The sequence below is a fragment of the Parafrankia sp. FMc2 genome (genome assembly GCF_041008525.1).
Lineage (GTDB): Bacteria > Actinomycetota > Actinomycetes > Frankiales > Frankiaceae > Parafrankia.
The window spans coordinates 21,206-46,311 of the sequence record NZ_JBFLUG010000036.1 but is presented as its reverse complement, the minus strand read 5'-3'; the positions used below and the strand labels follow the sequence as shown (position 1 = coordinate 46,311).

19 protein-coding genes and 1 riboswitch are annotated in these 25,106 nt (G+C 73.1%); all 19 genes read left to right on the top strand.

Annotated elements, in window-relative coordinates:
* Nucleotides 1–11: 11 nt before the first annotated feature.
* Nucleotides 12–944: an aspartate carbamoyltransferase catalytic subunit gene (locus AB1460_RS15045; protein ID WP_018635588.1), complete on the top strand. Its 933-nt coding sequence runs from the start codon at nucleotides 12–14 to the stop codon at nucleotides 942–944.
* The gene (locus tag AB1460_RS15040) at nucleotides 941–2,296 is read left to right on the top strand and encodes a dihydroorotase (RefSeq protein ID WP_368961888.1); all 1,356 of its coding nucleotides are present in this window, start codon (nucleotides 941–943) and stop codon (nucleotides 2,294–2,296) included. The genes AB1460_RS15045 and AB1460_RS15040 overlap by 4 nt, the downstream gene beginning before the upstream one ends.
* On the top strand, nucleotides 2,293–4,203 hold the full coding sequence (locus AB1460_RS15035; RefSeq protein WP_368961887.1) for a hypothetical protein: 1,911 nt from the start codon (nucleotides 2,293–2,295) through the stop codon (nucleotides 4,201–4,203). Before AB1460_RS15040 ends, AB1460_RS15035 begins: the two co-directional genes overlap by 4 nt.
* A 199-nt stretch (nucleotides 4,204–4,402) precedes the next feature.
* The gene (gene carA / locus AB1460_RS15030) at nucleotides 4,403–5,590 is read left to right on the top strand and encodes a glutamine-hydrolyzing carbamoyl-phosphate synthase small subunit (protein ID WP_368961885.1); all 1,188 of its coding nucleotides are present in this window, start codon (nucleotides 4,403–4,405) and stop codon (nucleotides 5,588–5,590) included.
* The gene (gene carB, locus AB1460_RS15025; RefSeq protein ID WP_368961884.1) at nucleotides 5,590–8,913 is read left to right on the top strand and encodes a carbamoyl-phosphate synthase large subunit; all 3,324 of its coding nucleotides are present in this window, start codon (nucleotides 5,590–5,592) and stop codon (nucleotides 8,911–8,913) included. Before carA ends, carB begins: the two co-directional genes overlap by 1 nt.
* Before the next feature lie 13 nt (nucleotides 8,914–8,926).
* Nucleotides 8,927–9,814 (top strand): orotidine-5'-phosphate decarboxylase, encoded by an 888-nt coding sequence (pyrF, locus tag AB1460_RS15020; protein ID WP_368961883.1) that lies wholly within the window; start codon nucleotides 8,927–8,929, stop codon nucleotides 9,812–9,814.
* A gap of 245 nt (nucleotides 9,815–10,059) precedes the next feature.
* Nucleotides 10,060–10,380, top strand: a complete 321-nt coding sequence (gene mihF / locus AB1460_RS15015; protein ID WP_006540116.1) for an integration host factor, actinobacterial type — start codon at nucleotides 10,060–10,062, stop codon at nucleotides 10,378–10,380.
* A 471-nt stretch (nucleotides 10,381–10,851) separates the two neighbouring features.
* Complete coding sequence (gmk, locus tag AB1460_RS15010; protein ID WP_368961881.1) at nucleotides 10,852–11,394, top strand: guanylate kinase; 543 nt, start codon at nucleotides 10,852–10,854, stop codon at nucleotides 11,392–11,394.
* Between the two features lie 85 nt (nucleotides 11,395–11,479).
* The gene (gene rpoZ / locus AB1460_RS15005) at nucleotides 11,480–11,764 is read left to right on the top strand and encodes a DNA-directed RNA polymerase subunit omega (protein ID WP_018503033.1); all 285 of its coding nucleotides are present in this window, start codon (nucleotides 11,480–11,482) and stop codon (nucleotides 11,762–11,764) included.
* Between the two features lie 173 nt (nucleotides 11,765–11,937).
* Nucleotides 11,938–13,227, top strand: a complete 1,290-nt coding sequence (gene coaBC, locus AB1460_RS15000; protein WP_368961880.1) for a bifunctional phosphopantothenoylcysteine decarboxylase/phosphopantothenate--cysteine ligase CoaBC — start codon at nucleotides 11,938–11,940, stop codon at nucleotides 13,225–13,227.
* A 51-nt stretch (nucleotides 13,228–13,278) separates the two neighbouring features.
* Nucleotides 13,279–14,472, top strand: coding sequence for a methionine adenosyltransferase (metK, locus tag AB1460_RS14995; RefSeq protein ID WP_368961879.1), 1,194 nt, complete (start codon nucleotides 13,279–13,281; stop codon nucleotides 14,470–14,472).
* A gap of 259 nt (nucleotides 14,473–14,731) precedes the next feature.
* Entirely contained in the window at nucleotides 14,732–17,101 is a 2,370-nt protein-coding gene (locus AB1460_RS14990; protein ID WP_420497272.1) for a primosomal protein N', read from the top strand.
* 109 nt (nucleotides 17,102–17,210) lie between these two features.
* Complete coding sequence (gene def / locus AB1460_RS14985) at nucleotides 17,211–17,762, top strand: peptide deformylase (RefSeq protein WP_071083293.1); 552 nt, start codon at nucleotides 17,211–17,213, stop codon at nucleotides 17,760–17,762.
* Nucleotides 17,763–17,947: 185 nt separating this feature from the next.
* Nucleotides 17,948–18,931, top strand: a complete 984-nt coding sequence (fmt, locus tag AB1460_RS14980; RefSeq protein ID WP_368961878.1) for a methionyl-tRNA formyltransferase — start codon at nucleotides 17,948–17,950, stop codon at nucleotides 18,929–18,931.
* Nucleotides 18,928–20,400 carry an RsmB/NOP family class I SAM-dependent RNA methyltransferase gene (locus AB1460_RS14975; protein ID WP_368961877.1) on the top strand — a complete coding sequence of 491 codons (1,473 nt, stop codon included), beginning with the start codon at nucleotides 18,928–18,930 and terminating at the stop codon, nucleotides 20,398–20,400. The genes fmt and AB1460_RS14975 overlap by 4 nt, the downstream gene beginning before the upstream one ends.
* A gap of 106 nt (nucleotides 20,401–20,506) precedes the next feature.
* Nucleotides 20,507–21,223, top strand: coding sequence for a ribulose-phosphate 3-epimerase (rpe, locus tag AB1460_RS14970; protein WP_368961875.1), 717 nt, complete (start codon nucleotides 20,507–20,509; stop codon nucleotides 21,221–21,223).
* Nucleotides 21,224–21,322: 99 nt separating this feature from the next.
* Nucleotides 21,323–21,453: riboswitch (FMN riboswitch) on the top strand.
* Nucleotides 21,454–21,581: 128 nt separating this feature from the next.
* Nucleotides 21,582–22,250 carry a riboflavin synthase gene (locus tag AB1460_RS14965; RefSeq protein ID WP_368961874.1) on the top strand — a complete coding sequence of 223 codons (669 nt, stop codon included), beginning with the start codon at nucleotides 21,582–21,584 and terminating at the stop codon, nucleotides 22,248–22,250.
* Nucleotides 22,250–23,728 carry a bifunctional 3,4-dihydroxy-2-butanone-4-phosphate synthase/GTP cyclohydrolase II gene (locus AB1460_RS14960; protein ID WP_368961873.1) on the top strand — a complete coding sequence of 493 codons (1,479 nt, stop codon included), beginning with the start codon at nucleotides 22,250–22,252 and terminating at the stop codon, nucleotides 23,726–23,728. Before AB1460_RS14965 ends, AB1460_RS14960 begins: the two co-directional genes overlap by 1 nt.
* Complete coding sequence (gene ribH, locus AB1460_RS14955; protein ID WP_368961872.1) at nucleotides 23,725–24,222, top strand: 6,7-dimethyl-8-ribityllumazine synthase; 498 nt, start codon at nucleotides 23,725–23,727, stop codon at nucleotides 24,220–24,222. Before AB1460_RS14960 ends, ribH begins: the two co-directional genes overlap by 4 nt.
* Nucleotides 24,223–25,106: the final 884 nt, after the last annotated feature.

Here is a 25,106-nt window from a genome sequence, read left to right as displayed (position 1 = left end):
GGGAGGCGGCTGTGAAACGCCATCTGCTCTCGACCGCCGACCTGGAGCTGGCGGACGCGGTGCTGGTGCTCGACACCGCGGACCGGATGGCGCGGATTGCCGATGCCCCGGTCCGCAAGCTGCCGACGCTGCGTGGCCGGACCGTCGTCAATCTGTTCTTCGAGGATTCCACCCGTACTCGCACGTCCTTCGAGGTAGCCGCCAAGAGACTGTCGGCCGATGTGATCAATTTTTCGGCCCGGGGGTCAAGCGTGTCGAAGGGCGAGAGCCTGAAGGACACGGCGCAGACCCTCGAGGCGATGGGCGCCGACGCGGTGGTCTGCCGGCACCCGGCCAGCGGCGCGCCGCACCGCCTCGCCTCCTGGGTACAGGGCAGCGTCGTGAACGCCGGGGACGGCACGCATGAGCACCCCACCCAGGCCCTGCTGGACGCCTTCACGATCCGCCGCCGCCTCGGCCGCCTCGAGGGCCTCGCCGTCACGATCGTCGGGGACGTCCTGCATTCGCGGGTGGCGCGGTCCAACATCTGGCTCCTGACGACCCTGGGCGCGCACGTCACCGTGGTGGCCCCGCCGACCCTCATCCCGCTGGGCATCTCCGGGTGGCCGGTCGAGGTCTCCTACGACCTTGACGCCGTCCTGCCCAAGAGCGACGTCGTCATGATGCTGCGGGTGCAGCGGGAGCGGATGTCCGCGGCCTTCTTCCCCTCCGAGCGGGAGTACAGCCGCCGGTACGGCCTCGACGCCGACCGTGCGGCGCTGATGCCCGACCATGCCCTGGTCATGCACCCGGGTCCGATGGTCCGCGGGATGGAGATCGCGTCCTCTGTGGCCGACTCGCCGCGCTCGACGGTGGTCGAACAGGTGGCCAACGGGATCAGCGTGCGGATGGCGGTCCTCTACCTGCTGCTGGGCGGCAGCGGCACCGAACGGGAGTCCTCATGACATCGGTGATCGTGTTGCGTGACGTCCGCCCGCTGGGCGGTGACCCCCGCGACCTGGTGCTCGCGCAGGGCGTGGTCGCCGCGGTCACACCGCCCGGCGGTGGCGAGCTCACCGGCCTGGTGGCGGACGCCGCCGAGGGCGCGGCCAGCGGCACCCGCCGCGGCCCGCTCGTCATCGACGGCAGGGACCTGATCGCGCTGCCGGGGCTGGTCGACCTGCACACCCATCTGCGGGAACCCGGCCGTGAGGACGCCGAGACCGTCGAGTCGGGCACCCGCGCCGCGGCCCTGGGCGGCTACACCACCGTGTTCGCGATGGCCAACACCGATCCGGTGGCGGACACCGCCGGCGTGGTGGAGCAGGTGTGGCGACTCGGGCAGGACGCCGGCCACTGCGACGTCCGCCCGGTCGGCGCCGTGACCAGGGGGCTCGCCGGCACCCAGCTCGCCGAACTGGGCGCGATGGCCTCCTCCGCCGCGGCTGTGCGGGTCTTCTCCGACGACGGGCACTGCGTGTCGGACGCCCTGCTCATGCGCCGGGCACTGGAGTACGTCAAGGCCTTCGACGGGGTCGTCGCCCAGCACGCGGAGGAGCCGCGGCTCACCGTGGGTGCGCAGATGAACGAGGGGGCGACGGCCGCACGGCTCGGTCTGCCCGGCTGGCCCGCTGTCGCCGAGGAGGCGATCATCGCCCGGGACGCGCTGCTGGCCGGCCATGTCGGGTCGCGCCTGCACATCTGCCACGTGTCGACGGCGGGTTCGGTCGACATCATCCGCTGGGCCAAGGCGAAGGGGTGGCAGGTGACCGCCGAGGTGACCCCGCACCACCTCCTGCTCACCGAGGAACTGGTCGCGTCCTACGACCCGGTGTTCAAGGTCAATCCGCCGCTGCGGACGAAAGCCGACACAGAGGCACTGCGCGCCGGCCTGGCGGACGGCACGATCGACTGTGTGGCCACTGATCACGCCCCGCACGCCTCCGAGGACAAAGAGACCGAATGGGCCGCGGCCCGGCCGGGAATGCTCGGTCTGGAGACCGCGCTGTCCGTCGTGATCCAGACGATGGTCGCCACCAGGCACCTCGACTGGGCCGATGTCGCCGAGCGGATGGCCTTCGCGCCGGCGCGGATCGGCGGTGTCACCGACACCGTTCCCGACCCCGCGGGGTTCGCCCAGGTCGGAGCCCCCGCCACACTGACGCTGCTCGACCCGCAGGCGAGTCGCGTCATCGACCCACACGCGCTGGCCAGCCGGAGCGGCAACACGCCGTACCGCGGCCGCAACCTGCCCGGCCTGATCCGGGCGACGTTCCTGCGGGGCCGCCCCACCGTGCTCGACGGGAAGATCGTATGACCTCCTTGCCCCGATCCGTCCGTCTGCCTACGGTCAGCTCAGGCGCCCCGGCCGCGCCGCTCGCCCTCGCCGGGCCGGTCGTCCTCGCCGCCGGCCGGCCGAGCGGGCCGGTGTTGAACCTGCTGCTCGCCGTCGGTCTGCTGCTGATGGCCGTCGCCGTCATCGGCGCGATGCGGCGTGCCTGGCGCGACCGCGACCAGCAGCAGGAGGACGACCTGCCCGACCTGCCCGAGCCGCCGGAGGAGACGGGGAACGTCCTGGCCGCGCCGCTGCGCGGGCGGTACCTCGGCACGGTGGACGCCGGCCACTGGCGGGAGTGGATCACTGCCCGCGGGCTCTCCGGCAAGGACGGCGACTACATCGCCGTCTACGAGATGGGTGTGCGGGTCGACCGGGACGGGCAGCCGTTCTGGATTCCCCGGGAGGCCGTGCGGGGAGCCCGGCTGGAACGCGGCCACGCCGGCAAGGTCGCAGCACCCAGCCGGCTGATCGTGGTGGCCTGGTCCTTCGAGGGCAGGGAACTGGAGGCAGGCTTCCGCGGCGAGGACCGCGCCCGCCAGCCGAAGGTGGTTCGCTCCGTCCACGACCTCATCGGTCCGATGCCGACCGCGCCGATGTCCGGTGACATCACCTCGCCGCATGCCGTCCCCCGCCCGCGTGCCCGCCTGCGGCCCCGCGTTCCGAGCCCGCCGCGGCCGGCCGCTTCGGCAGGGCGACCGGCTGACGGCGGCGCCGTTCCCTCCGGGGGGCCCGCGACCATGCCGATCCCGGTGAATGGGCGGCAGCCCCGGTGGCGCCGTGGCGACCCGCGTCCGGCGGGCATCCCGGTCGGCAGTCCGCACGGCGGAGCGCCCGCCAGCCCCGCGCCCCGTCCGGACGAGTCGGGCCTCCCGGTGCCGGCGGCTGCCTCGACCCACGAGCTGGAGCAGACCACCGGCATCCGCCGGACGGGCTCCTTCGTGGTGAGCTCGCGCGGTGGGGAAGCCCGGGACACCGGGGCGCACGAGGTGGACCACCGGGGTACCGGAGCGCACGCCCCGGCGCCTTTTGTCACCGGCGCCTACCCGACCGGCGGCCACCCGACCGGCGGCCACCCGACCGGCGGCCACCCGACCGGCGGCCACCCGACCGGCGGCCACCCGACCGGCGGCCACCCGACGGGTGGCTACTCCACGGGCGGCCATCCGGCAGCGGGGCATCCGACCGGCGGCTACCGCACCGGAGCGCTCGACACGACGGCCCACACCACCGGCACCTACACCACCGGCAGCTATGAGACCGGGAACTACGAGACCGGCGCCTTCGACGCCGGCTCGCACGGCACTGGCGCGTACACCACCGGTTCTCACGGCAGCGGCGCCTACACCACTGGCTCGCATGGCACCGGCGCGTACGGCACCGGTGCCTCCAGCACCAACGGTTACGAGAGCGGTTCCCGCCGCACCGGCGGCCACGACACGGGTTCCCACACCACCGGCGCCTACGGTGCGAGCACCCACGCGACCGGGGCCGGGACCGGGCCCACGGGCGGATACGACATCGGCGCCGGTACCGGTGCGCACCGCGCAGGCGCCTACGAGACCGGTGCACACCCCACCGGCGGGTATCCCACCGGTGGCTACGGCACGGGTGCGTACAGCACGGGTGCCCACGACACGGTCGGGCGGGGCGCCACGGTCCACGGCGGCGGGCCGCGGGGTACGGGTGCCTACGATGTGGCCGCGTTTCCGGAGCGGGAGGCCTATCCCGGGACGGCGGAGGCCGGGTACCAGGGTGACCAGCCGACGTCCGGGGCGCACCATCCGTGGCCGGTGGTTCCGGTCGCAGGCCGGTCCCGAGACGAGGATGTGCACACGTTCGCCCTGCCACCCGGTGAGCGCGGGCCGGGTTGGGAGGGGCGCCGATGACGGCACGGCCCGGCCCGGGAGATCAGCGACACGGTGCAGGCCGAGGGCGGCTCCGGGGCAGCGCGATGCGCCCCGTCGGCGGCCACCGACCCGGCGGGCGACACGGCGGGCAGGACAGTGGGGCCGGGCCGATGGCCAGGCCCGGCAGGCGCCTGGCGGACGGCCAGGCGGCAGGGATCATCAGGGCAGGAGTGGGTCGGTGAGCGGCTTGGACAGGCAGCCTGCGCCGCTGGAGCTCGAGCGGCCGGGGCCGGGCGCGGCCCGGCGGGCGGTGCTCATGCTGGAGGACGGCAGGAGCTTCGCGGGTGAGGCGTTCGGGTCGGTCGGCGAGGCCTTCGGCGAGGCTGTCTTCTCGACCGGGATGACCGGTTACCAGGAGACGATCACCGATCCGTCGTACCACCGGCAGATCGTGATCATGACGGCGCCGCACATCGGCAACACCGGTGTGAACGACACCGACTACGAGTCGGAGCGCATCCAGGTGTCCGGCTTCGTGGTCCGTGACCCGAGCCGGATCGCGTCGAACTGGCGGGCCCAGCGCACCCTCGACGAGGAGCTGGAGAACGCCGGCGTCGTCGGCATCAGCGGGCTCGACACCCGTGCGCTCACCCGGCACCTGCGTGAGCGCGGCGCGATGCGGTGCGGGATCAGCAGCGCCGACACGGATCTGGACTCGTTGCTCGAGCGGGTGCAGGCGTCGCCCGGCATGGTCGGCGCCGACCTGGCGCCCGAGGTCAGCACGGCCGAGCCGTATGTCGTCGAGGCGCGGTCCGGGCTGCCCGTCTACCGGGTCGCGGCGCTCGACCTGGGCATCAAGCGGAACACGCCGCTGTCCATGGCGGAGCTCGGCTGCGAGGTGCACGTCCTGCCGGCCCGCAGCACCGCCGCGGACCTGCTGGCCCTCGCACCGGACGGTGTCTTCCTCTCCAACGGGCCGGGTGACCCGGCGAGCGCCGACTACGCGGTGGAGACACTGACCGGTGTGCTCGACGCGGGCGTCCCGGTCTTCGGGATCTGCTTCGGCAACCAGGTGCTCGCCCGCACACTGGGCTTCGAGACCTACAAGCTGACGTACGGGCACCGGGGCATCAACCAGCCGGTCGCCGACACCCGGTCCGGCCGGATCGCGGTGACCAGCCACAACCACGGCTTCGCGGTCCGCGCGCCGCTGACCGGTCTCAGCGAGACGCCCTACGGGCGGGTCGCGGTGAGCCATGTCGCTCTCAACGACGACGTGGTCGAGGGGTTGACCTGCCTGGACGTGCCGGCGTTCAGTGTCCAGTTCCACCCCGAGGCGGCGCCTGGCCCGCACGACGCCCAGGGACTGTTCGACCGGTTCTGTGGCCTGATGGCGGCCAACCGGCAGATGCGGGGGGACGGCTGATGCCCAGGCGCGAGGACCTGCGGTCCGTGCTGGTGATCGGGTCGGGGCCGATCGTCATCGGCCAGGCGTGCGAGTTCGACTACTCCGGTACTCAGGCGTGCCGGGTGCTGCGGGCCGAGGGCCTGCGGGTGATCCTGGTCAACAGCAACCCGGCGACGATCATGACTGATCCGGAGATCGCCGACGCGACCTACGTCGAGCCGATCACGCCCGAGATCGTCACGAAGATCATCGAGCGGGAGCGGCCGGACGCCATCCTGGCGACCATGGGCGGCCAGACCGCGCTGAACACCGCGGTCGCGCTGCATGACGCCGGGGTGCTGGAGCGTTTCGGGGTGCGCCTGATCGGCGCGAACATCGACGCCATCCGCTCCGGCGAGGACCGCCAGGCGTTCAAGGACATCGTCGCCTCGGTGGACGGCGAGACCGCGCGCAGCGCGATCTGCACCACGGTCGAGGCCTGCCTGGCCGCGGCCGAGGAGTTCTCGTACCCGGTCGTCGTCCGGCCGAGCTACACCCTCGGCGGCGCCGGCAGCGGCTTCGCGCATGACGTCGACGAGCTGCGGCGGATGGCGGCGGACGGCCTGACGGCCAGTCCCACCACCGAGGTGCTCGTCGAGGAGTCCGTGCTCGGCTGGAAGGAGTTCGAGCTCGAGCTCATGCGCGACCGTGCCGACAACGTGGTCGTGGTCTGCTCGATCGAGAACATCGACCCGATGGGTGTGCACACCGGCGACTCGGTGACCGTCGCCCCGGCGATGACCCTCACCGACCGCGAATACCAGCGGATGCGCGACATGTCGATCGCGGTCATGCGCGCGGTCGGCGTGGACGCCGGCGGCTGCAACATCCAGTTCGCGGTCGACCCGGCCACCGGGCGCCTCGTCGTGATCGAGATGAACCCGCGGGTCTCCCGGTCCTCCGCGCTGGCGTCCAAGGCGACGGGTTTCCCCATCGCCAAGATCTCGGCGAAGCTGGCGCTGGGCTACACCCTGGACGAGATTCCCAACGACATCACCCGCACCACCCCGGCCGCCTTCGAACCGACCCTCGACTACGTGGTCGTGAAGGTGCCGCGCTTCGCCTTCGAGAAGTTCCCCGGGGCGGACACGACGCTGACCACGACCATGAAGTCCGTCGGCGAGGCGATGGGGATCGGCCGCAGCTTCGCCGAGGCACTGCAGAAGGCACTGCGGTCGATGGAACAGGCCGACCTCGCGTTCACCTTCACCCCGCCGGCGGCCGGCGCCGACGAGCTGCTCGCCGCGGCCCGGGTGCCGCATGACGGGCGGCTGCGCACGGTCCAGCAGGCGCTGCTGGCCGGTGCCGAGCCCGCCGCGGTCACCGCCCAGACCGGCATCGACCCGTGGTTCGTGGACCAGATCGTCTTCCTCAACGAGATCGCCGCCTCGGTGACGCGCAATCCGGAGGGGATCCGCCGCGCCAAGCGGGCCGGGTTCTCCGACGCCCAGCTCGCGGGCATCCTCGGCACGAAGGAGGACGTCGTCCGGTCGTTCCGCCACCGGGCGGGCATCCGTCCCGTCTACAAGACGGTTGACACCTGCGGCGCCGAGTTCGCCTCGGAGACCCCGTACCACTACTCGTCCTATGACACCGAGACCGAGGTCGCGCCCAGCGACCGCCCGCGGGTGATCGTGCTGGGCAGCGGCCCGAACCGGATCGGTCAGGGCATCGAGTTCGACTACGCCTGCTGCCACGCCGTGATGGCGCTCTCCGCCGCCGGCTACGAGGCGGTGATGGTCAACTGCAACCCGGAGACCGTCTCGACCGACTACGACACCGCGGACCGGCTGTACGTCGAGCCGCTGACCGTCGAGGACGTCCTGGAGGTCGTGCATGCCGAGTCGCAGGCCGGGCCGCTCGCCGGGGTGATCGTCTCGCTGGGCGGGCAGACCCCGCTGGGCATCGCCGCCGCGCTCGCCGACGCCGGCGTCCCGGTCGTCGGCACCCCGCCGAAGGCGATCCATCTCGCCGAGGACCGTGGGCAGTTCGGCCAGGTCCTGGAGGCGGCGAACCTGCCCTCGCCTCCGCACGGCGTGGCCACCTCGTACGCGGAGGCCCGGACGGTCGCCGAGCGGATCGGCTATCCGGTGCTGGTGCGGCCGTCCTACGTGCTGGGCGGGCGCGGCATGGAGATCGTCTACGACGACGCGATGCTGCGCGACTACATCGAACGGGCGACCAAGATCTCGCCCGAGCACCCGGTCCTGGTCGACCGCTTCCTCGACGACGCGATCGAGATCGATGTCGATGCCCTGTACGACGGCTCGGAGCTCTACCTCGCCGGCGTGATGGAGCACATCGAGGAGGCCGGCGTGCACTCCGGTGACTCCGCCTGCGCGCTGCCACCGATCACCCTCGGGCGGTCCGAGCTGGACCGGATCCGTGAGTCGACCCGCCTGATCGCCGAGGGCGTGGGCGTGCGCGGTCTGCTCAACGTCCAGTACGCACTGCAGTCGGACGTCCTGTACGTCCTGGAGGCCAACCCGCGGGCCTCGCGCACCGTGCCGTTCGTCTCGAAGGCGACGGCGGTGCCGCTGGCGAAGGCCGCGGCCCGGGTGATGCTCGGCGCCACCGTGCCCGAGCTGCGAGTCGAGGGCCTGCTGCCGGCCTACGGCGACGGCGGGACGCTGCCGCTGGACTCGCACATCTCCGTCAAGGAGGCGGTGCTGCCCTTCGGTCGGTTCCGCGATGCCGGCGGCCGCGGTGTGGACACCGTGCTCGGCCCGGAGATGCGGTCCACCGGTGAGGTGATGGGGATCGACGACGCCTTCGGTACGGCCTACGCCAAGTCGCAATCGGCTGCCTATGCCTCGCTGCCGACGTTCGGACGGGTCTTCGTCTCCGTCGCAAACCGCGACAAGCGCGCGATGATCTTCCCGATCAAGCGCCTGGCGGATCTCGGGTTCGTTGTCTACGCGACAGCCGGGACGGCCGACGTCCTCCGGCGCAACGGGGTCAAGGCTGTGGTCCTGGGCAAGCATCGGGCTCCCAGCGAAAACCTCGTTGACTGCGTTGAAATGATCATGTCTGGTCAGATCGATCTGGTCATCAACACCCCGTGGGGTGTCGGGCCGCGGCTGGACGGCTACGAGATCCGTACCGCCTGCGTCAGTGCCGGGGTGCCCTGCATCACGACGATCCAGGCGGCCGCGGCGTGCGTGCAGGGTATCGAGTCCCTTGTCCGGGGTGAACTCGGGGTGCGGCCGCTGCAGGAGTACCACACGGCACTTCGGTCGGCCTGGGGCTCCCTGCCCGACAGCCCGTCCGGAGCGACGGCGGCAACCACGTCGGAGCGGTGAGGACGGCGGCCCGATGACTGCGTCGACACCCGGCAGGCCGGCTGCCGCGGCAGCCCGGCCCGCCGCTGCCACCACTTCCGGGCCGCTGCCCGGCCCGGCGGAGCGCCTGTGGGTGCCGCCCGCCGGCCGGCCGCCGATCGCTGTCGCGCTGGACGCCCCGGACGGTGCGACCGCGCTGCAGTGGGCACGCGCGGTCGCACCGCACGCCGCCGTCCTGAAGGTTGGGCTGGAGCTGTTCCTCCGCGCGGGTGCCGCGGTGGTGACTGCGCTGCGTGACGAAGGACTGCTCGCGCCGGGTGGTCGTCCGGCCGTCGGAGTGCCGTCGAACCCGACCTTCTCGCTCACTGACGGTGACCGGGAGGGTGGGGTGGCGCCCGAGCTCTTCCTGGATCTCAAGCTCCACGACATCCCGGCGACGGTGGCCGGAGGGATGCGGTCGCTGGCCGTCCTCGGGCCCCGTTTCGTGACGGTGCACGCCGCGGGCGGCGCGGCGATGGTGCGTGCCGCCGTCGACGCGGCGCCCGAGGTTCACGTCACCGCGGTCACCGTTCTGACCTCTCTCGACGACCGTGCGCTCGCCGCGACCGGGCTGTCCGGCCCGCCGTCGGACGCCGTCCGCAGGCTTGCCGTGCTCGCTGTGGAGGCTGGCGCGAGGGCGATCGTCTGCAGCCCGAAAGAGGTCTCCCTGGTCCGCGCGGAGCTCGGCGAAACTGTGACTCTCATCACACCTGGAGTACGTCCAGAGGGTGCGGAGCGGGCCGATCAGGCCCGAGTCGCCACCCCGGAACGGGCACTCCTGGACGGTTCGGATCTTCTCGTCATCGGTCGCCCGATCACCTCCGCGGTCGATCCGGCCGTGGCCGCCGCCACACTCGCCACCAGGGTTACTCCACTCCGGTAGGCCGTTGACCTGCGAAAACGCCAGTAGGTGCAGGTCCGGGGCACTCTTGGTGTCCGCGGGCCGGTACGGTGGGGCCGCCAAGGACCGAATGCGTCCGGCGCATGCGACGCAGGTCATTCATCCAGTCAAAGGCTGTGTCTTGTGGGGACAATGCTTCGTGACCCCGTGATGCGGCTCGGCTGGACCGAGGAGCCTCTTCCTCGCTAGTTTGCGCGGCGCGATCACCACATTGAGGAGGCGTACCCGTGACCCTGCCGCCCCTGACGCCCGAGCAGAGGGCCGCCGCCCTCGAGAAAGCTGCGCTGGCTCGTAAGCAGCGCGCCGAACTCAAGGAGCGGTTGAAGAAGGGGGAGATCAGTCTTGCCGCCGTTCTCGAGCTGGCGGATGGCGATGAGGTCGTCGGCAAGATGAAGGTTTCCGCGGTTCTGGAGTCGCTTCCCGGAGTGGGCCGTGTTCGGGCCCAGAAGATCCGGGAGCGACTTGGTATCAGCCCGACCCGCCGTCTGCGCGGGCTCGGGGCCAAGCAGCGTGCCGCACTCCTGGAGGAGTTCGGTGCCGGAGCCTGAGTGAGGCGGGAGCGTTACGTGACGCATAGCCGTTGCCGGGATCACCGGTAACGGCCCGTGACGGGAGTCGCCTGAAGGTGTTGATGCCGCGAGGCGTCGACACGTTCCGGTGCCGTAGCCGTTCATTGCGTCGCCGAATCGCTTCGGTCACTCAATCGCCGGTCGGATGCGACAAGTTCACATCGAATGCTGGGACCAAAGTCCCGGACATCCCGATGGCGAACCGCATCCGTTTGGTGCGCGGTCGGGCGTCCTCCGTCGGACGGCCGACCGGGATCTCATTGGGGTCCCGCATACCACCCAGGTGAGTGCGGGAACCCGTAGTTAGATGGCATCTTGATGACGATCCTCCGTTGACTGACGGCGGGACCGGCACGGATGCCGCGGCGCGCGGGACCGGCCGCGGTCGGGGGGCAGGCGCGCCCACGGCCGGACCTGCGTGGCTCCGCTGACGGGCTCTAAGGTGTCGCAATGGGACTGACCGTGTTGTCGGGGCCGTCCGGCGTCGGAAAGGGAACGATCGTCGCGGCCGTCCGTCGGCTCCACCCCGAGGTCTGGGTGTCTGTCAGCGTGACCACGCGGGCGCCGCGCCCGGGCGAGACCGACGGCGTCGAGTACCACTTCGTCGATGCCGAGGAGTTCGCCCACATGGTCAAGGTGGGCGACTTCGTCGAGCACGCGATGTTCGCCGGGCACGCCTACGGCACGCCCCGGGGGCCGCTGGAGGAACGGGTCGCAGCAGGCTCGCCCTGCCTGCTGGAGATCGAGCTGCAGGGCGCGCGCCAGGTCCGTTCGTCCATGCCGCAGGCCAGATTCGTCTTCCTGGCCCCGCCCACGTGGGACGAGCTTGTGCGCCGTCTCACCGGGCGGGGCACCGAGAGCGACGAGGTGATCCGTCGTCGCCTCGACCGCGCGCGGATCGAGCTGGCCGCCGAGACGGAGTTCGACGAGGTCATCGTCAACGACGATGTGACGGCCGCCGCGGCGAGGTTGGTACGCTTGATGACTGCGTGACCAGCAGGGCCCGGCCCGTGCCATCGGTACGGGCTGTTCATGGCGCGGCCGGCGCCGCGCCACCGCCCCACCCCGGAAGGACACCGTGTCCGGTACCGTCGCCCAGCCTGAGGGCATCACCAACCCGCCGATCGACGAGCTGCTCGAGGCCACCGACTCCAAGTACAGCCTCGTGATCTACGCAGCGAAGCGGGCGCGCCAGATCAACGCCTACTACTCCCAGCTGGGCGAGGGCCTCCTGGAGTACGTCGGCCCGCTGGTCGAGACGACGAGCGCCCAGGAGAAGCCGCTGTCGATCGCGCTCCGCGAGATCAACTCCGGTCTCCTCACCCACGAGACCATCACCGATCCGCTGCCCCCGGTCTCCTGAGCCGGCCGGCCCGCGGGTGTTTCGCGTGACGCGTGATGCCGGGGCTGCCGGGGCGCGGGCGGTTGCCCTCGATGGGTGACGACGTGAGCGGCCCGGGCCCGGCAGCACCACGGCCCGCAGCATCAGCACCCACAGCACCAGCACTCACAGCACCACGGCCGGCAGCGTCACCGGTGGCGCAGGGGCCACCGTCGGCCGAGCCCGCCCGTCGGCCCCGGGTCGTCCTCGGGGTGTCGGGGGGCATCGCCTCGTACAAGGCCGTCGAGGTCCTGCGGCAGCTCACCGAGACCGGCCACCAGGTCCGGGTCGTGCCGACCGCGGCTGCACTGCGGTTCGTCGGCGAGGTGACCTGGGCGGCACTGTCGGGTCAGCCGGTGGCCACCGACCTGTTCACCGACGCGGAGGATGTGGCCCACGTCCGGGTCGGCCGGGAGGCCGACCTCGTCCTGGTCGTGCCGGCCACCGCGGACCTGATGGCCCGGGCCGCTGCCGGCCGCGCCGACGATCTGCTCACCGGCACCCTGCTCACCGCCACCTGCCCGGTGGTCTTCGCGCCGGCCATGCACACCGAGATGTGGCTGCACCCGGCGACCCGGGCGAACGTCGCGCTGCTGCGGGAGCGGGGCGCGATCGTCGTGGAGCCGGCCGTCGGCCGGCTCACCGGCGCCGACTCCGGCCCGGGCCGGCTGCCCGAACCCGTCGAGATCGCGGCGGTCGCACGGGCGGTGCTGGCCCGGGGGAGCGATGGAGTACGGCCGGATCTCACCGGCCGGCAGGTGTTGGTCACCGCGGGCGGTACCCGCGAGTACCTCGACCCGGTCCGCTTTCTGGGTAACGCGTCCAGCGGGCGGCAGGGCTACGCGCTGGCTCGAGCCGCCGTGGCCCGCGGGGCCGCGGTCACCCTCGTCGCGGCCAACGTCGCGCTCCCGGACGTCGCCGGCGCGGCCGTCCTGCGGGTGGGTTCCGCCGCCCAGCTCCGGGCCGCCGTGCACGAGCGGGCTCCCGCCGCCGACGTGGTGATCATGGCGGCGGCGGTGGCGGACTTCCGGCCGGAGACGGAACATCAGTACAAGATCAAAAAAGAGTCCGGTGCCCCGGAGAGCATTCCGCTGACCAGGAATCCCGATGTTCTCGCCGAGCTCGTCGGAAGCCGTCGGCCCGGCCAGGTGCTGGTGGGCTTCGCCGCCGAGACCGGCGGCCCCGACGCCGGGGTGCTGGACCTGGCCCGGGCGAAGCTGGCCCGCAAGCCGGTGGATCTGCTGGTGGTCAACCAGGTGGGTGCCGGGCTCGGGTTCGAGGTGGAGCAGAACAGCGCGGTGCTCCTCGACCGGGCGGGTGACTCCACCGAGATTCCGCTGACGAGCAAGGATCTCCTCGCGCATCAGGTACTCGACCGGGTGGCCGGCCTCCTCGCGGCGTCCGGCCGAATGCGTGGTCCGGGCGGTGCATCGCCCACTGAGTGAGGCTCGGTAAACTGCGTCGGTATCAGTCCTGATCTCCCAGGGGGTAGTCCAGTGGCGACGCGCCTTTTCACGTCCGAGTCCGTCACGGAGGGGCACCCGGACAAGATCGCTGACCAGATCAGCGATTCCATTCTCGATGCGATGCTCAAGGACGACCCGAAGAGCCGGGTCGCCGTGGAGACACTGATCACGACCGGTCAGGTACACGTCGCCGGTGAGGTGACCACCAAGACCTACGTCGACATCGCCTCGGTGGTCCGGGAGCGGGTCCTGGAGATCGGCTACGACTCGTCGAAGAAGGGCTTCGACGGCGCCTCCTGCGGCGTGAGCGTCTCCATCGGCGCTCAGTCGCCCGACATCGCCCAGGGTGTCGACACGGCGCACGAGGCCCGCGTCGAGGGCACCGAGGACGACCTCGACCGCCAGGGCGCCGGTGACCAGGGCCTGATGTTCGGTTTCGCCTGTGACGAGACCCCCGAACTGATGCCGCTGCCGATCGCGCTGGCGCACCGCCTCGCCCGCCGGCTCTCCGCCGTCCGCAAGGACGGGCAGGTCGGCTACCTGCGGCCGGACGGCAAGACCCAGGTCACCATCGAGTACGACGACGGCAAGCCGGTCCGGCTCGACACCGTCGTGGTCTCCTCGCAGCACGCGGCCGACATCGACCTCGACACGCTGCTTGCGCCCGACGTGGCCGAGTACGTCGTCGAGCCCGAGCTGGCCCTGCTCGAGATCTCCACCGAGGGTCGCCGCCTGCTGGTGAACCCGACCGGCCGGTTCGAGATCGGCGGCCCGATGGGTGACGCCGGCCTCACCGGGCGCAAGATCATCGTCGACACGTACGGCGGCTACGCCCGGCACGGCGGCGGCGCCTTCTCCGGCAAGGACCCGTCCAAGGTCGACCGCTCGGCGGCCTACGCGATGCGCTGGGTCGCGAAGAACGTCGTGGCTGCTGGCCTGGCCAGCCGGTGTGAGGTGCAGGTCGCCTACGCGATCGGGAAGGCGCACCCGGTGGGCCTCTTCGTGGAGACCTTCGGGACGGGCACGGTGCCCGACGCCCAGATCCAGGACGCCGTGACCCAGGTCTTCGACCTCCGCCCGGCCGCGATCGTGCGCGACCTCGACCTGCTGCGCCCGATCTACGCGCAGACCGCGGCGTACGGTCACTTCGGCCGTCCCGAGCTCGACTTCACCTGGGAGTCCACCTCCCGCGCGGATTCCCTCGCGGCGGCTGTCCGGGGCTGAGCCCGGCGGCGCCTGCCGCACATCCCCGGGGCCAGCCGTCGAGCCAGCCCCGGGGGGGAGTGACACACCAGCGGTCGCACTGTCGTCCCGGACAGCACACGAGACGCCTCGCATCCTGTCCGGGATGGCAGTGCGACCGCTGTCGTTGTGACGTCGGATGGAGCCGGCCGGCGATGCTCCGTGGCCGTTCGGTGATCCGCTGCGGGGCGGGGCGCCACCGTGCGGCGGAACGGACGGCGGCGGCTGGTACGAATGCGGCATGGACGACGGGAGCACGGTGATCCCGGGCCTCGACGACGACAGCGTCGGCATCGGCGCCGGAAGCAGCGGAACCGGAAGCAGCGGAACCGGAAGCAGCGGAACCGGCGAGGCCGCGAAGCCCGGGCGCGGTGGGCGCACGCGGGCGGCCGGCACCCGCCGACCAGGCGCCGTGGTCATGGCGGACGAGCTTCCGGTCGCCCGGGTCGTGATCGACACCCCTCTCGTCCATCTCGACCGGCTGTTCGACTACCTGGTGCCGGCCGGCATGGCCGCCGATGTCGTCGCCGGCTCGCGGGTCCGGGTCCGGTTCGCCGGTCGCCTGGTGGACGGCATCGTGCTGGAACGGGCCGTGAGTTCGGATCATGACGGGCGCCTCGCTCCGCTGGCACGGGCGGTGTCCGGCGAGTCGGTCCTCTCCGAGCCGGTCGCGCGGCTGGCCCGCGCCGTGGCCGACCGTTATGCCGGAACCATGGCCGACGTGCTGCGCCTGGCGATCCCGCCGCGCCACGCCCGCGCCGAGGCGGCGCCGCCGGGCAGGGGCGGAGACGCCGAGCCCACTGCGCGGTCCGGGCCCGGGGGCGGGCCCCCCACCGAGGAGGGCGAGCCCGGCCAGCCGGACCGGGCTGACGGGGGTGACCCGGCCGATCAGAGCGCCGGGGTCTGGTCGACCTGCGCTGACGGGCCCGCCTTCCTGACCGCGCTCGCCGGGGGCGGGGCGCCTCGTGCGGTCTGGTGGGCGCCCCCCGGCCCGTCCTGGCCAGCGATGATCGCTCGCGCCGTCGCGGCGGCGAGGGCGTCGGGCCGAGGCGCGCTCGTGGTGGTGCCCGACCACCGGGATGTGGACCGGGTCGGCGCGGCCCTGACGTCCGTCCCGGCCGGCCGGGTGACGCCGCCCCTGCTTCTGCGGGCCGATCTCGGCCCCGAGGAGCGGTACCGGCGGTTCCTCGCTGTCCGCCGCGGTCAGGCCCCGGTGGTGGTGGGCACGCGGGCGGCCGTCTTCGCCCCCGTCGAGAGGCTCGGGCTCGTGGTGGTGTGGGACGACGGTGACGATCTGCACGCGGAGCCGAGGGCGCCCTACCCGCACACCCGCGACGTCGCGGTCCTGCGGGCCCAGGCGGAGCGCTGCGCCGTCCTGATCGGTGGGTTCTCGCCGTCGGTGGAGGCGGAGGCGCTCGCCCGGGTCGGGTGGGCCGGCCGTCTCGCCCCCACCCGGGAGGCTGTGCGTGGGCTCGCGCCGCGGGTGGAGCCGGTCGGTTCCGACTTCGAGGCATCGATCGATCCGGCCGCCAGAGCGGCACGGCTGCCCTCGCTCGCGGTCCGCGCCGCGCGGGCCGCCCTGGCGGCCGGTGAGCCGGTGCTGGTCCAGGTGCCCCGGCGGGGTTACCACCCGTCGATCGCCTGCGCCCGGTGCCGTCGTCCGGCGCGTTGCCGTGCCTGCTCCGGGCCGCTCGGTCGCACCTCGGCCGCGGCGGCGCTGGCCTGCCGTTGGTGCGGCCGACCGGTGCCCCGCCCGGTGGACGGCCCCGGTCGGGGCGGGGGCGAGACGACCGGCTGGCACTGCGCCACCTGCGGCGGCAACCAGCTGCGGGCGTCCGTGACCGGTGATCGCCGGACGGCCGAGGAGCTGGGCCGGGCCTTCCCCGGAGTGCCCGTGCGGACCTCCGGGCGGGACGCCGTGCTGGCCACGGTCCCCGCCGAGCCCGCGCTCGTCATCTCGACGCCTGGTGCCGAGCCGGTCGCCGACGGAGGGTACGGGGCAGTGCTGCTTCTCGACGGATGGGCGCTGCTGGGTCGACCCGACCTGCGGGCTGGCGAGGAGACCCTGCGCCGCTGGCTGGCCGCGGCCGCGCTCGCCCGGCCCGGGCCGGCCGGCGGGCGGGTGGTGGTGGCGGCCGACATCGGGCTCGGGCCGGTCCAGGCTCTGGTCCGTTGGGATCCCGCGCTGTTCGTCGGGCGGGAGGCGGACGAGCGGGCCGAGCTCGGCTTCCCGCCCGCCAGCCGGGTTGCGGCCGTGGAGGGAACCCCTGCGGCGCTCGACGACCTGCTCGCGGTCGTGACCCTGCCCGCGGGGGCCGAGGTGCTCGGCCCGGTGCCGGCCCCCGCCCGCCCGTCCGTCCGCGAGCGGGTGCCCGCCGGTGAGGGGGCGGCGGGCGGTGAGGGGGCGGCGGGCGGCCGCACGCGGGCGGCGCGGAGCAGTTCGGGAGCCGGGATCGGTGCGGAGGAGCAGGAACCGGAGCGTCTGATCATCCGGGTCCGGCGGCAGCAGGGCGCCGAGCTGGCCCACGCACTGCGTGCTGCGCGGGGCGCGCTGGATGCCCGCCGCGCCGGCCGGGTACGGGTTCAGCTCGACCCGCTGGCGATCGGCTGATCCGGCAGCCGTGCTGGCAGGGTTCCGCATCGCGCGCCGCGCCGTAGCATGGGCGCATCCGATCTCGCCGGGCCCGTGTAGGGCAGGTGACGACATTCTGGGAGTGGCCGTGTCTGTCCGTGACATCCGCCTCTTGGGGGATCCGGTGCTGCGCACGGTCGCCGACCCGGTGGCGACCTTCGACCGGGAGCTGCGCCGCCTCGTCGACGACCTCGCTGACACCATGCGCGAAGCGGGTGGTGTCGGGCTGGCCGCACCCCAGCTCGGGGTTTCCCTGCGTGTCTTCACCTACCTGGACGACTCCGACGAGGTGGGCCACCTGATCAATCCGGTGCTGGGGCCGTTCAGCGAGGACATGATGGACGGAGAGGAGGGATGTCTGTCCCTCCCCGGTCTGGCGTTCGAGCTGCGCCGCCCGGAGCGGGTGCTGGCTGTCGGCCAGAACGCCCACGGTGACCCGGTCACAGTGGAGGGCAGTGGCATCCTGTCCCGGTGCCTGCAACACGAGACCGATCACCTCGACGGGATCCTCTTCATCGATCGCCTCGACAAGGAGACGAAGCGGGCGGCGATGAAGGCGATCCGCGAGGCGGAGTGGGCGAACGAGCCGAAGCCGACGGTGAAGGTCTCGCCGCACCCTCTGTTCGGCCGAGGGCGCTGAGCCGGAACAACAAGATCGTCGCTCTGGCTCTCCTGGCGGCGATGGCGGGTGGTTCGGTGGTGGGCACGGCTGTCGGCTCCACACTCGGGTCGGCCGCCAGTTCGATGATCGTGATGATGGTCGGAACGATCGGATCGGCAGCGGCGGATCCGGGCCGGGACCGGCGCTGAGGAGCTGCTGCATTCATGCGTCTTGTCTTCGCGGGTACTCCGGAGGTCGCCCTCCCGAGCCTGCGCGCCCTGCTGGACAACCCACGCCACCAGGTGGCGGCGGTGGTGACCCGGCCCGACCGGCCCGCGGGCCGGGGCCGGCACGTCCGTGCGTCGCCGGTCCGTGAGCTGGCCGCCGAGCAGGGCATCGAGGTGCTGGCGCCCGCACGCGCCGGTGATCCCGACTTTCTGGGCCGTCTCGGCGAGATCGCGCCGGACTGCTGCCCGGTCGTCGCGTTCGGCGCGCTGCTGCCCCCGTCGGCCCTCGACATCCCGAAGCACGGCTGGGTGAACCTGCACTTCTCGCTGCTGCCCGCGTACCGGGGAGCGGCGCCGGTACAGCGGGCGGTGCTCGCCGGGGATGACATCACCGGCGCGAGCGTGTTCCAGATCGAACCGTCTCTCGACTCCGGCCCGGTCTACGGGGTCCTCACCGAGCAGGTCCGCCCCACTGACACCTCGGGCGATCTGCTCGACCGGCTGGCGGTCGCCGGCGCGCGGCTGCTGGTGGCGGTGCTGGACGGCATCGAGGACGGCACCGTCGAGGCCCGCCCGCAGCTGTCCGACGGCGTCACGCTGGCGCCGAAGCTCAGCGTGGACGAGGTCCGCGTCGACTGGTCCGCACCGGCGCCGGCGGTCGACCGGCTGATCCGCGCGGCCACCCCCGCACCTGGCGCGTGGACGACGTTGCGCGGCCGGAGGGTGAAGCTCGGCCCCGTGCGGGTCGGGGTCAGCCCGGCCAATCCAGCCAGCCCGGCCAATCCGGCCAATCCGGCGGACTCTGCCGGGGTGCCGCTGCCGCCTGGGCGGATAACGGTGCCCGAGCGTGGCGTCGTCGCCGTGGGAACGGGCACCGGGCCGGTGGTCCTCGGTGAGGTCCGGCCGGAGGGCCGGGGCCCGATGGCCGCCGCGGACTGGATCCGCGGCCTGCGCCCGGCCGCGGACGAGGCGTTCGCGTGAGCGTGGCGACCCCCCGCCGTGGCGGGGCCGCGGACCCGGCCCGGTTGCTCGCCTGGGAGGTGCTGCGCGCGGTCGACGAGCGCGGTGCCTACGCGAACCTGATGCTGCCCGCGCTGATGGCGGGCCGGCGACTCTCGTCCCGCGACCGCGGGCTGGCGACGGAGCTGACCTACGGCTCGCTCCGGGCTATGGGCACCCTGGACGGTGTGCTCGGCACGGTGACCAGCCGACCGGTCGACACGGTGGATCCCCCGGTCCGGGACGCGCTGCGTCTCGGCACCTACCAGCTGCTGTCGACGCGGGTGCCCGCCCGCGCGGCCGTCGCGTCCACCGTCGACCTGGTCCGGGCCACCTGCGGCGAGCGTCCCGTGCGGTTCGCGAACGCGGTGCTCCGGCGGGTGGCGGCGCGCGTCGAGGAGACGGCGGGGGACATTGCCGTGCTCCTGTCCGCCCCCGATGTGAATGTCGACCCGGCCGGCCATCTCACGGTGGTCACCGCGCATCCACGCTGGATCGTCGACGTGGTGCTCGACGCGCTCGGCGGCGACACGGCGGCCGCGCGGGCGGCGCTGGTGGCGAACGACACCAGGCCGACCGTCCACCTGGTCGCCCGGCCGGGCCGGATCAGCGCCGACGAACTCGTCGAGCAGGCGGCGGCGGTCGGCCTGCGGGCGCGCCGCAGTGTGTTCTCCCCGTATGCCGTCTATCTGGACGGCGGCGATCCCGGCACGCTGCCGGCGGTCCGGGCGGGCGAGGCGGCCGTGCAGGACGAGGGCAGCCAGCTGGTCGCCCTGGCACTCGCGGCAGTCCCGACCGTCGGCCGGCCCACCGGGCTGACGGTGGACCTGTGTGCCGGCCCCGGTGGCAAGGCCGCCCTGCTCGCGGGGGCCCTCGCCGCCGACCAGCCGTCGCCGTCGCTGTCGCAATCCGGGCAGCCGCCGCGAGCGGAGCGGCGCCCCTGGCTGCTCGCGCTCGAGCCGCGGGCGGCCCGGGCCGGCCTGGTCGAGGCATCGCTGGCCGGGTTTCCCGACGCGTGGACGGTGCGGGCGGACGGCCGGCTCCCTCCGGTCCGGCCCGGCACGGCCGACCGGGTGCTGGTGGATGTGCCCTGTTCCGGTCTCGGTGCGCTGCGCCGCCGGCCCGAGGCCCGGTGGCGACGCACACCGGCCGACGTCGCGGCCCTGGTGCCGCTGCAGCGCCAGCTGCTCGTCGCCGCCCTGGACCTCGTGCGGCCGGGCGGCGTGGTCGCCTATGTGACCTGTTCGCCGCATCCTGAGGAGACGACCGAGGTGGTGACGGCCGTGGTACGCCAGCGGGCGGACATCGCGATCCTCGACGCCCGACGTTCGGACGCCCTTGCCGGCGCCCTCGCCGGGACATCCGCCGAAGGCCCGTTCGTCCAGCTGTGGCCGCACCTGCACGGGACGGACGCGATGTTCCTCGCACTGCTGCGGCGCCGGAGCGACTGAACCGGCCGCGGGCCCGGCGGCAGCAGCAGTGGTCGCCGGGCTGCCGGGCCGGGTTCCGGCTCACCGCGTCGCCACGGCGCGCGGCGCTCCTGGATACGCTCGCGACGTGGCACTCGCGCAGATCTATCCCAGCATGCTCGCCGCCGATTTCGGGCGGATCGCGGACGCGGCCCGTGCCGTCGACGGGCACGCGGACTGGCTGCATGTCGATGTCATGGACTACCACTTCGTGCCCAACCTGGCGTTCTCCCCGGACACGGTGGACGCGCTGCGCGCGGTCACCGAAACCCCGCTCGACTGCCACCTGATGATCGACGATCCGGACCGGTGGGCACCGGGCTTCGCCGAGCGCGGCGCGGCGAACGTGACAATCCACGCCGAGGCCGTCGATGACATCGCCCGCACCACCGACGCGATCCGGGCCGCCGGCGCGCGCACCGGCCTGGCGGTGAAGCCGGCGACGCCGGTCGAGCACTACCTCGACGATCTGCACCGCTTCGACCTGCTGCTGCTCATGACCATCGAGCCGGGCTTCGGCGGCCAGAGCTTCATGGACGAGGTCCTGCCGAAGATCGCCGCGGCCCGCCGGCTGATCGACGAACGCGGGCTGGACCTGTGGCTCCAGATCGACGGCGGGGTCAACAGGGAGACCATCGAGCGGTCCGCCGAGGCCGGGGTGGACGTCTTCGTGGCGGGAACCGCGGTGTTCGGTCTGGACGACCCGGCGGCGGCGGTCGAGTCGCTGCGTGCGCTGGCGGTGGCCGCCGCACCGCGGCTGACCGGCGGAGCCGCATGGACCCAGCAGGCGTCCCCGAGGCCCTGACCCAGGCGGGTCCGGGCCGGAGAATGACGAGGATTACGGTCGCCGGCCCGAGCGTCCGCAGCGTCCGTATGCCACACTTGAACGCGTACTGACAAATGCACGCGCGCTCCGGGGTCGGTGAAACTCCGAGCCGGCGGTGACAGTCCGCGACCCGTCCACCCTCGTGGTGGCCGGTGGACCTGGTGGAATTCCGGGACCGACGGTGAAAGTCCGGATGGGAGGACGCGCGCGGGGCACCGCCGTGTCGACCGTGCGACTGGGCCGTCCCGGCGTGGGTTGGCGCCAGCGTGCCAACTCGGACCCGCGTGATTCTTCTGTGTCCTGGACGTGCTGCCGGGACCGGAAGGTGCGGGATCGGATGTTCACCGGCATCGTCGAAGAACTCGGCGTGGTGACCGCGATCGAACCGCGGCAGGACGCGGCGTCGCTGACCGTCGAGTGTCGAGGTGTCCTCGACGACGTGACGTACGGAGCCTCCGTCGCGGTCAACGGGGTGTGTCTCACCGTGACCTCCTTCGCTCGTCCCCCTGACAGCCCCGGAGACGCGCCGGCGGCTCCGCCGGCTGCGGCGGGAATGTTCACCGCCGACGTGATGCTCGAAACGCTGAACAGGTCCTCCCTCGGCGACCTTGCCGTGGGTGACCGGGTGAACCTCGAGCGCCCCGTCCGCCTCTCCGACCGCCTCGGCGGGCATCTGGTCCAGGGCCACGTCGACGGGGTCGGCGTCGTCCTGGAAAGGGCGCCCGCCGAGCACTGGGAGGTGGTTCGGATCGCGCTGCCACCGCGGCTGGACCGCTATCTCGTCGAGAAGGGCTCCGTGACGGTCGACGGCGTCAGCCTGACTGTCGTGGACGTCCGGCCGGCGGCCGGCGCCGAGCCCGCAAGCTTCACCGTCAGCCTCATTCCGACCACCCTGGCCGACACCACGCTGGGGAGCCGCGCGGTCGGCGACAAGGTCAACATCGAGGTGGACGTCCTGGCCAAGTACGTCGAGAAGCTCCACGCGGATCTGAACGGATCACATTGATGACCACATACCTGGCCGGCGACTCCGCGGCCACCTCGCAGCCGACCGCCACCTCCGTGACGGCGACCGCTCACGCTCCGCAGGCCCGCCGGCCGGAGGAGGACCCGACCCTGCAGCCCGCCGATGGCGGGCGGACACCGTTCGCCACGATCGAGGAGGCCATCGCCCAGATCGCGGCCGGCCGCCCGATCGTCGTCGTCGACGACGAGGACCGCGAGAACGAGGGCGACCTGATCTTCGCGGCCGAGGCCGCGACGCCGGAGCTGCTCACGTTCATGATCCGGCACACGGCCGGTGTCGTCTGCGTCCCGCTCGACCCCGCCGAGGTCGACCGGCTCGAGCTCGACCAGATGGTGCCGCAGAACACCGACCGGATGCGCACCGCGTTCACCGTCTCGGTGGATGCCCGGACCGGCGTCTCCACCGGCATCTCCGCGGCCGACCGGGCGCGCACGATCCGGCTGCTGGCCGACCCGGCCACCGAGCCCGGTGACCTCACCCGTCCCGGCCACGTCTTCCCGCTGCGCGCGCGGGAGGGCGGAGTCCTGCGCCGGCCCGGCCACACCGAGGCCGCGGTGGACATCGCCCGGCTGGCCGGTCTGCGCCCGGTGGGGGCGATCTGCGAGATCGTCAACGAGGACGGCACGATGGCCCGCCTGCCGGAGCTGACGGTCTTCGCCCAGGAGCACGACCTGGCACTCATCTCGATCGCCGACCTCGTCGCCTACCGCCGCCGGACGGAGCCACGCATCGAGCGGATGGCGGAGGCCCAGATCCCGACCCGGCACGGCGTGTTCCGCGCGGTGGGGTACCGGGACACCTTCGACGGTGTCGAGCACATCGCCCTGGTCCGGGGTGAGGTCGGCGACGGCGAGGACGTCCTGGTGCGGGTGCACAGCGAGTGCCTCACCGGGGATGTCTTCGGTTCCCGGCGCTGCGACTGCGGCAACCAGCTCGACGCGGCGCTGCGCGCGGTCGCGGCCGAGGACCGCGGTGTCGTGCTGTACGTGCGGGGCCACGAGGGACGCGGCATCGGCCTGCTGGACAAGCTGCGCGCCTACCAGCTGCAGGACGCCGGCCACGACACCGTCGACGCGAACCTCGCCCTCGGACTGCCAGCCGACGCCCGGGACTACGTCACCGGCGCCCAGATCCTGCTGGACCTCGGTGTCCACGGGCTGCGGCTGCTCTCCAACAACCCGACCAAGCGGGCCGGGCTGGAGCTGTACGGCCTGCGTGTGGTGGGGCTGGTCGGCCTGCCGGTGGCGCACACGCCGGAGAACCTGCGCTACCTGACCACCAAGCGCGACCGGATGGGCCACGACCTGCCGGGTCTTCCGCTGGCCGTCGGGGGAGATCCGCACGGGAACGGCGCCCTTGAGGCTCGGCCCTGGTCCGTGACCGGTGCCGGTGCCGGTGCCGGCAGGGCGGATCGTGCGGACCGCGCCGACGACCGGGCCTGCGAGGAGGCCCGATGAGCGGGGCGGGCGCGCCGGCGGAGGAGCTTCCCGACGCCGGTGGCCTCACCCTGGCGATCGTCGCCACCCGGTGGCACGCGGAGATCACCGACTCGCTGCTCGGAGGCGCGCTGCGTGCGGCCAAGGACGCCGGGGTGCCGCACGCGCCCACCGTGGTCCGGGTGTCGGGTGCCATCGAGCTGCCGGTGGTGGCCGCCGCGCTGGCGTCCCGCCACGACGCGGTGGTCGCGCTCGGCGCGGTGATCCGCGGTGGCACGCCGCACTTCGACTACGTCTGCAGGTTCGTGACCGACGGCCTGGCGAGGGTCACTCTCGACTCCGGTGTGCCGATCGGTTTCGGGCTGCTGACCTGCGACACGGTGGAGCAGGCCAGGGACCGGGCCGGTCTGCCCGGTTCGGCGGAGGACAAGGGGCGCGAGGCCACCCTGGCCGCTCTGGACACAGCCGTCGTCCTGCGCGGCCTCGCCGCGCGCACCACGGCCGGCTTCGCCTGACCAGGTTCTGTCCGACCGCGACCGCCAGGCCGGCAGTCCGGATGTGGCCCACCGGTGGGCCGGGTGTGGCTGTAACACCGTGGTCACAGTTCTGCCGGCCTGGCGTACTTGTGACGCCGTACCATCCGCGAGAGTGTGGTTTCGAACCGTATCGGTGACCTCGCGCGGTGCGGGGTCCGCGCAGGTGGGCGCCGGTCGGGGCGTACGGTGGCCGCACGGTGGTCGCGGTGGTGGGTCGAGGGGGGCCCACCGAGCCCGCGTCACCTCATGCGAGGTTCCGGTGCGACAGGCCGGCCGGCGGTGGACGGGGGGATCCACCGGCGTGCCGATCTTTCGACGGTCGACACATGGGGTGGGCACATGCAGGTGACGGGCCACGGATCTGAACGTGACGGGGCCGCCGGGGTGTCCTCCCGCGGCTCCGGCTCCGGCTCCGAACGGTCCGATCCCGGGGCCGCGGCCTGGGAGCGCTACGACGCGGAATCCGGATCGGGGCCGGGGGAGCCGGACACGGGCGACGGCCCCGGTCCGGAAGCCGACGCCGAGGGCGATGCCCGCCCGGTCTCGCTGCTGGGGATGCGGATGAGTCAGGAGACCCAGCCCGGTCGCGCCACGGTCAGCCGCCGCCAGGCCCGCAGCCGCCCCCGCGCACAGCGGCCCGAACCCGCGACCCGCGGGGATTCGCCACCGGGCCCGCCGGCCGTGCGCCGCAACACCGCCCCCGTCTCTGCTCCCGGCCCCGCCCGCGCCCCAGTGCCCGGCGTCCCGCCCGTTCCACCGCCTTCAGCGCCCTCCTCGGCGCCTGCCGGGCCGGCGCGCCCGCCAGCGCCGCCGCCTGCTTCCCGGCGACCCGCTGCGCCGGTCTCGCCCGCGCCCGTCGCTCC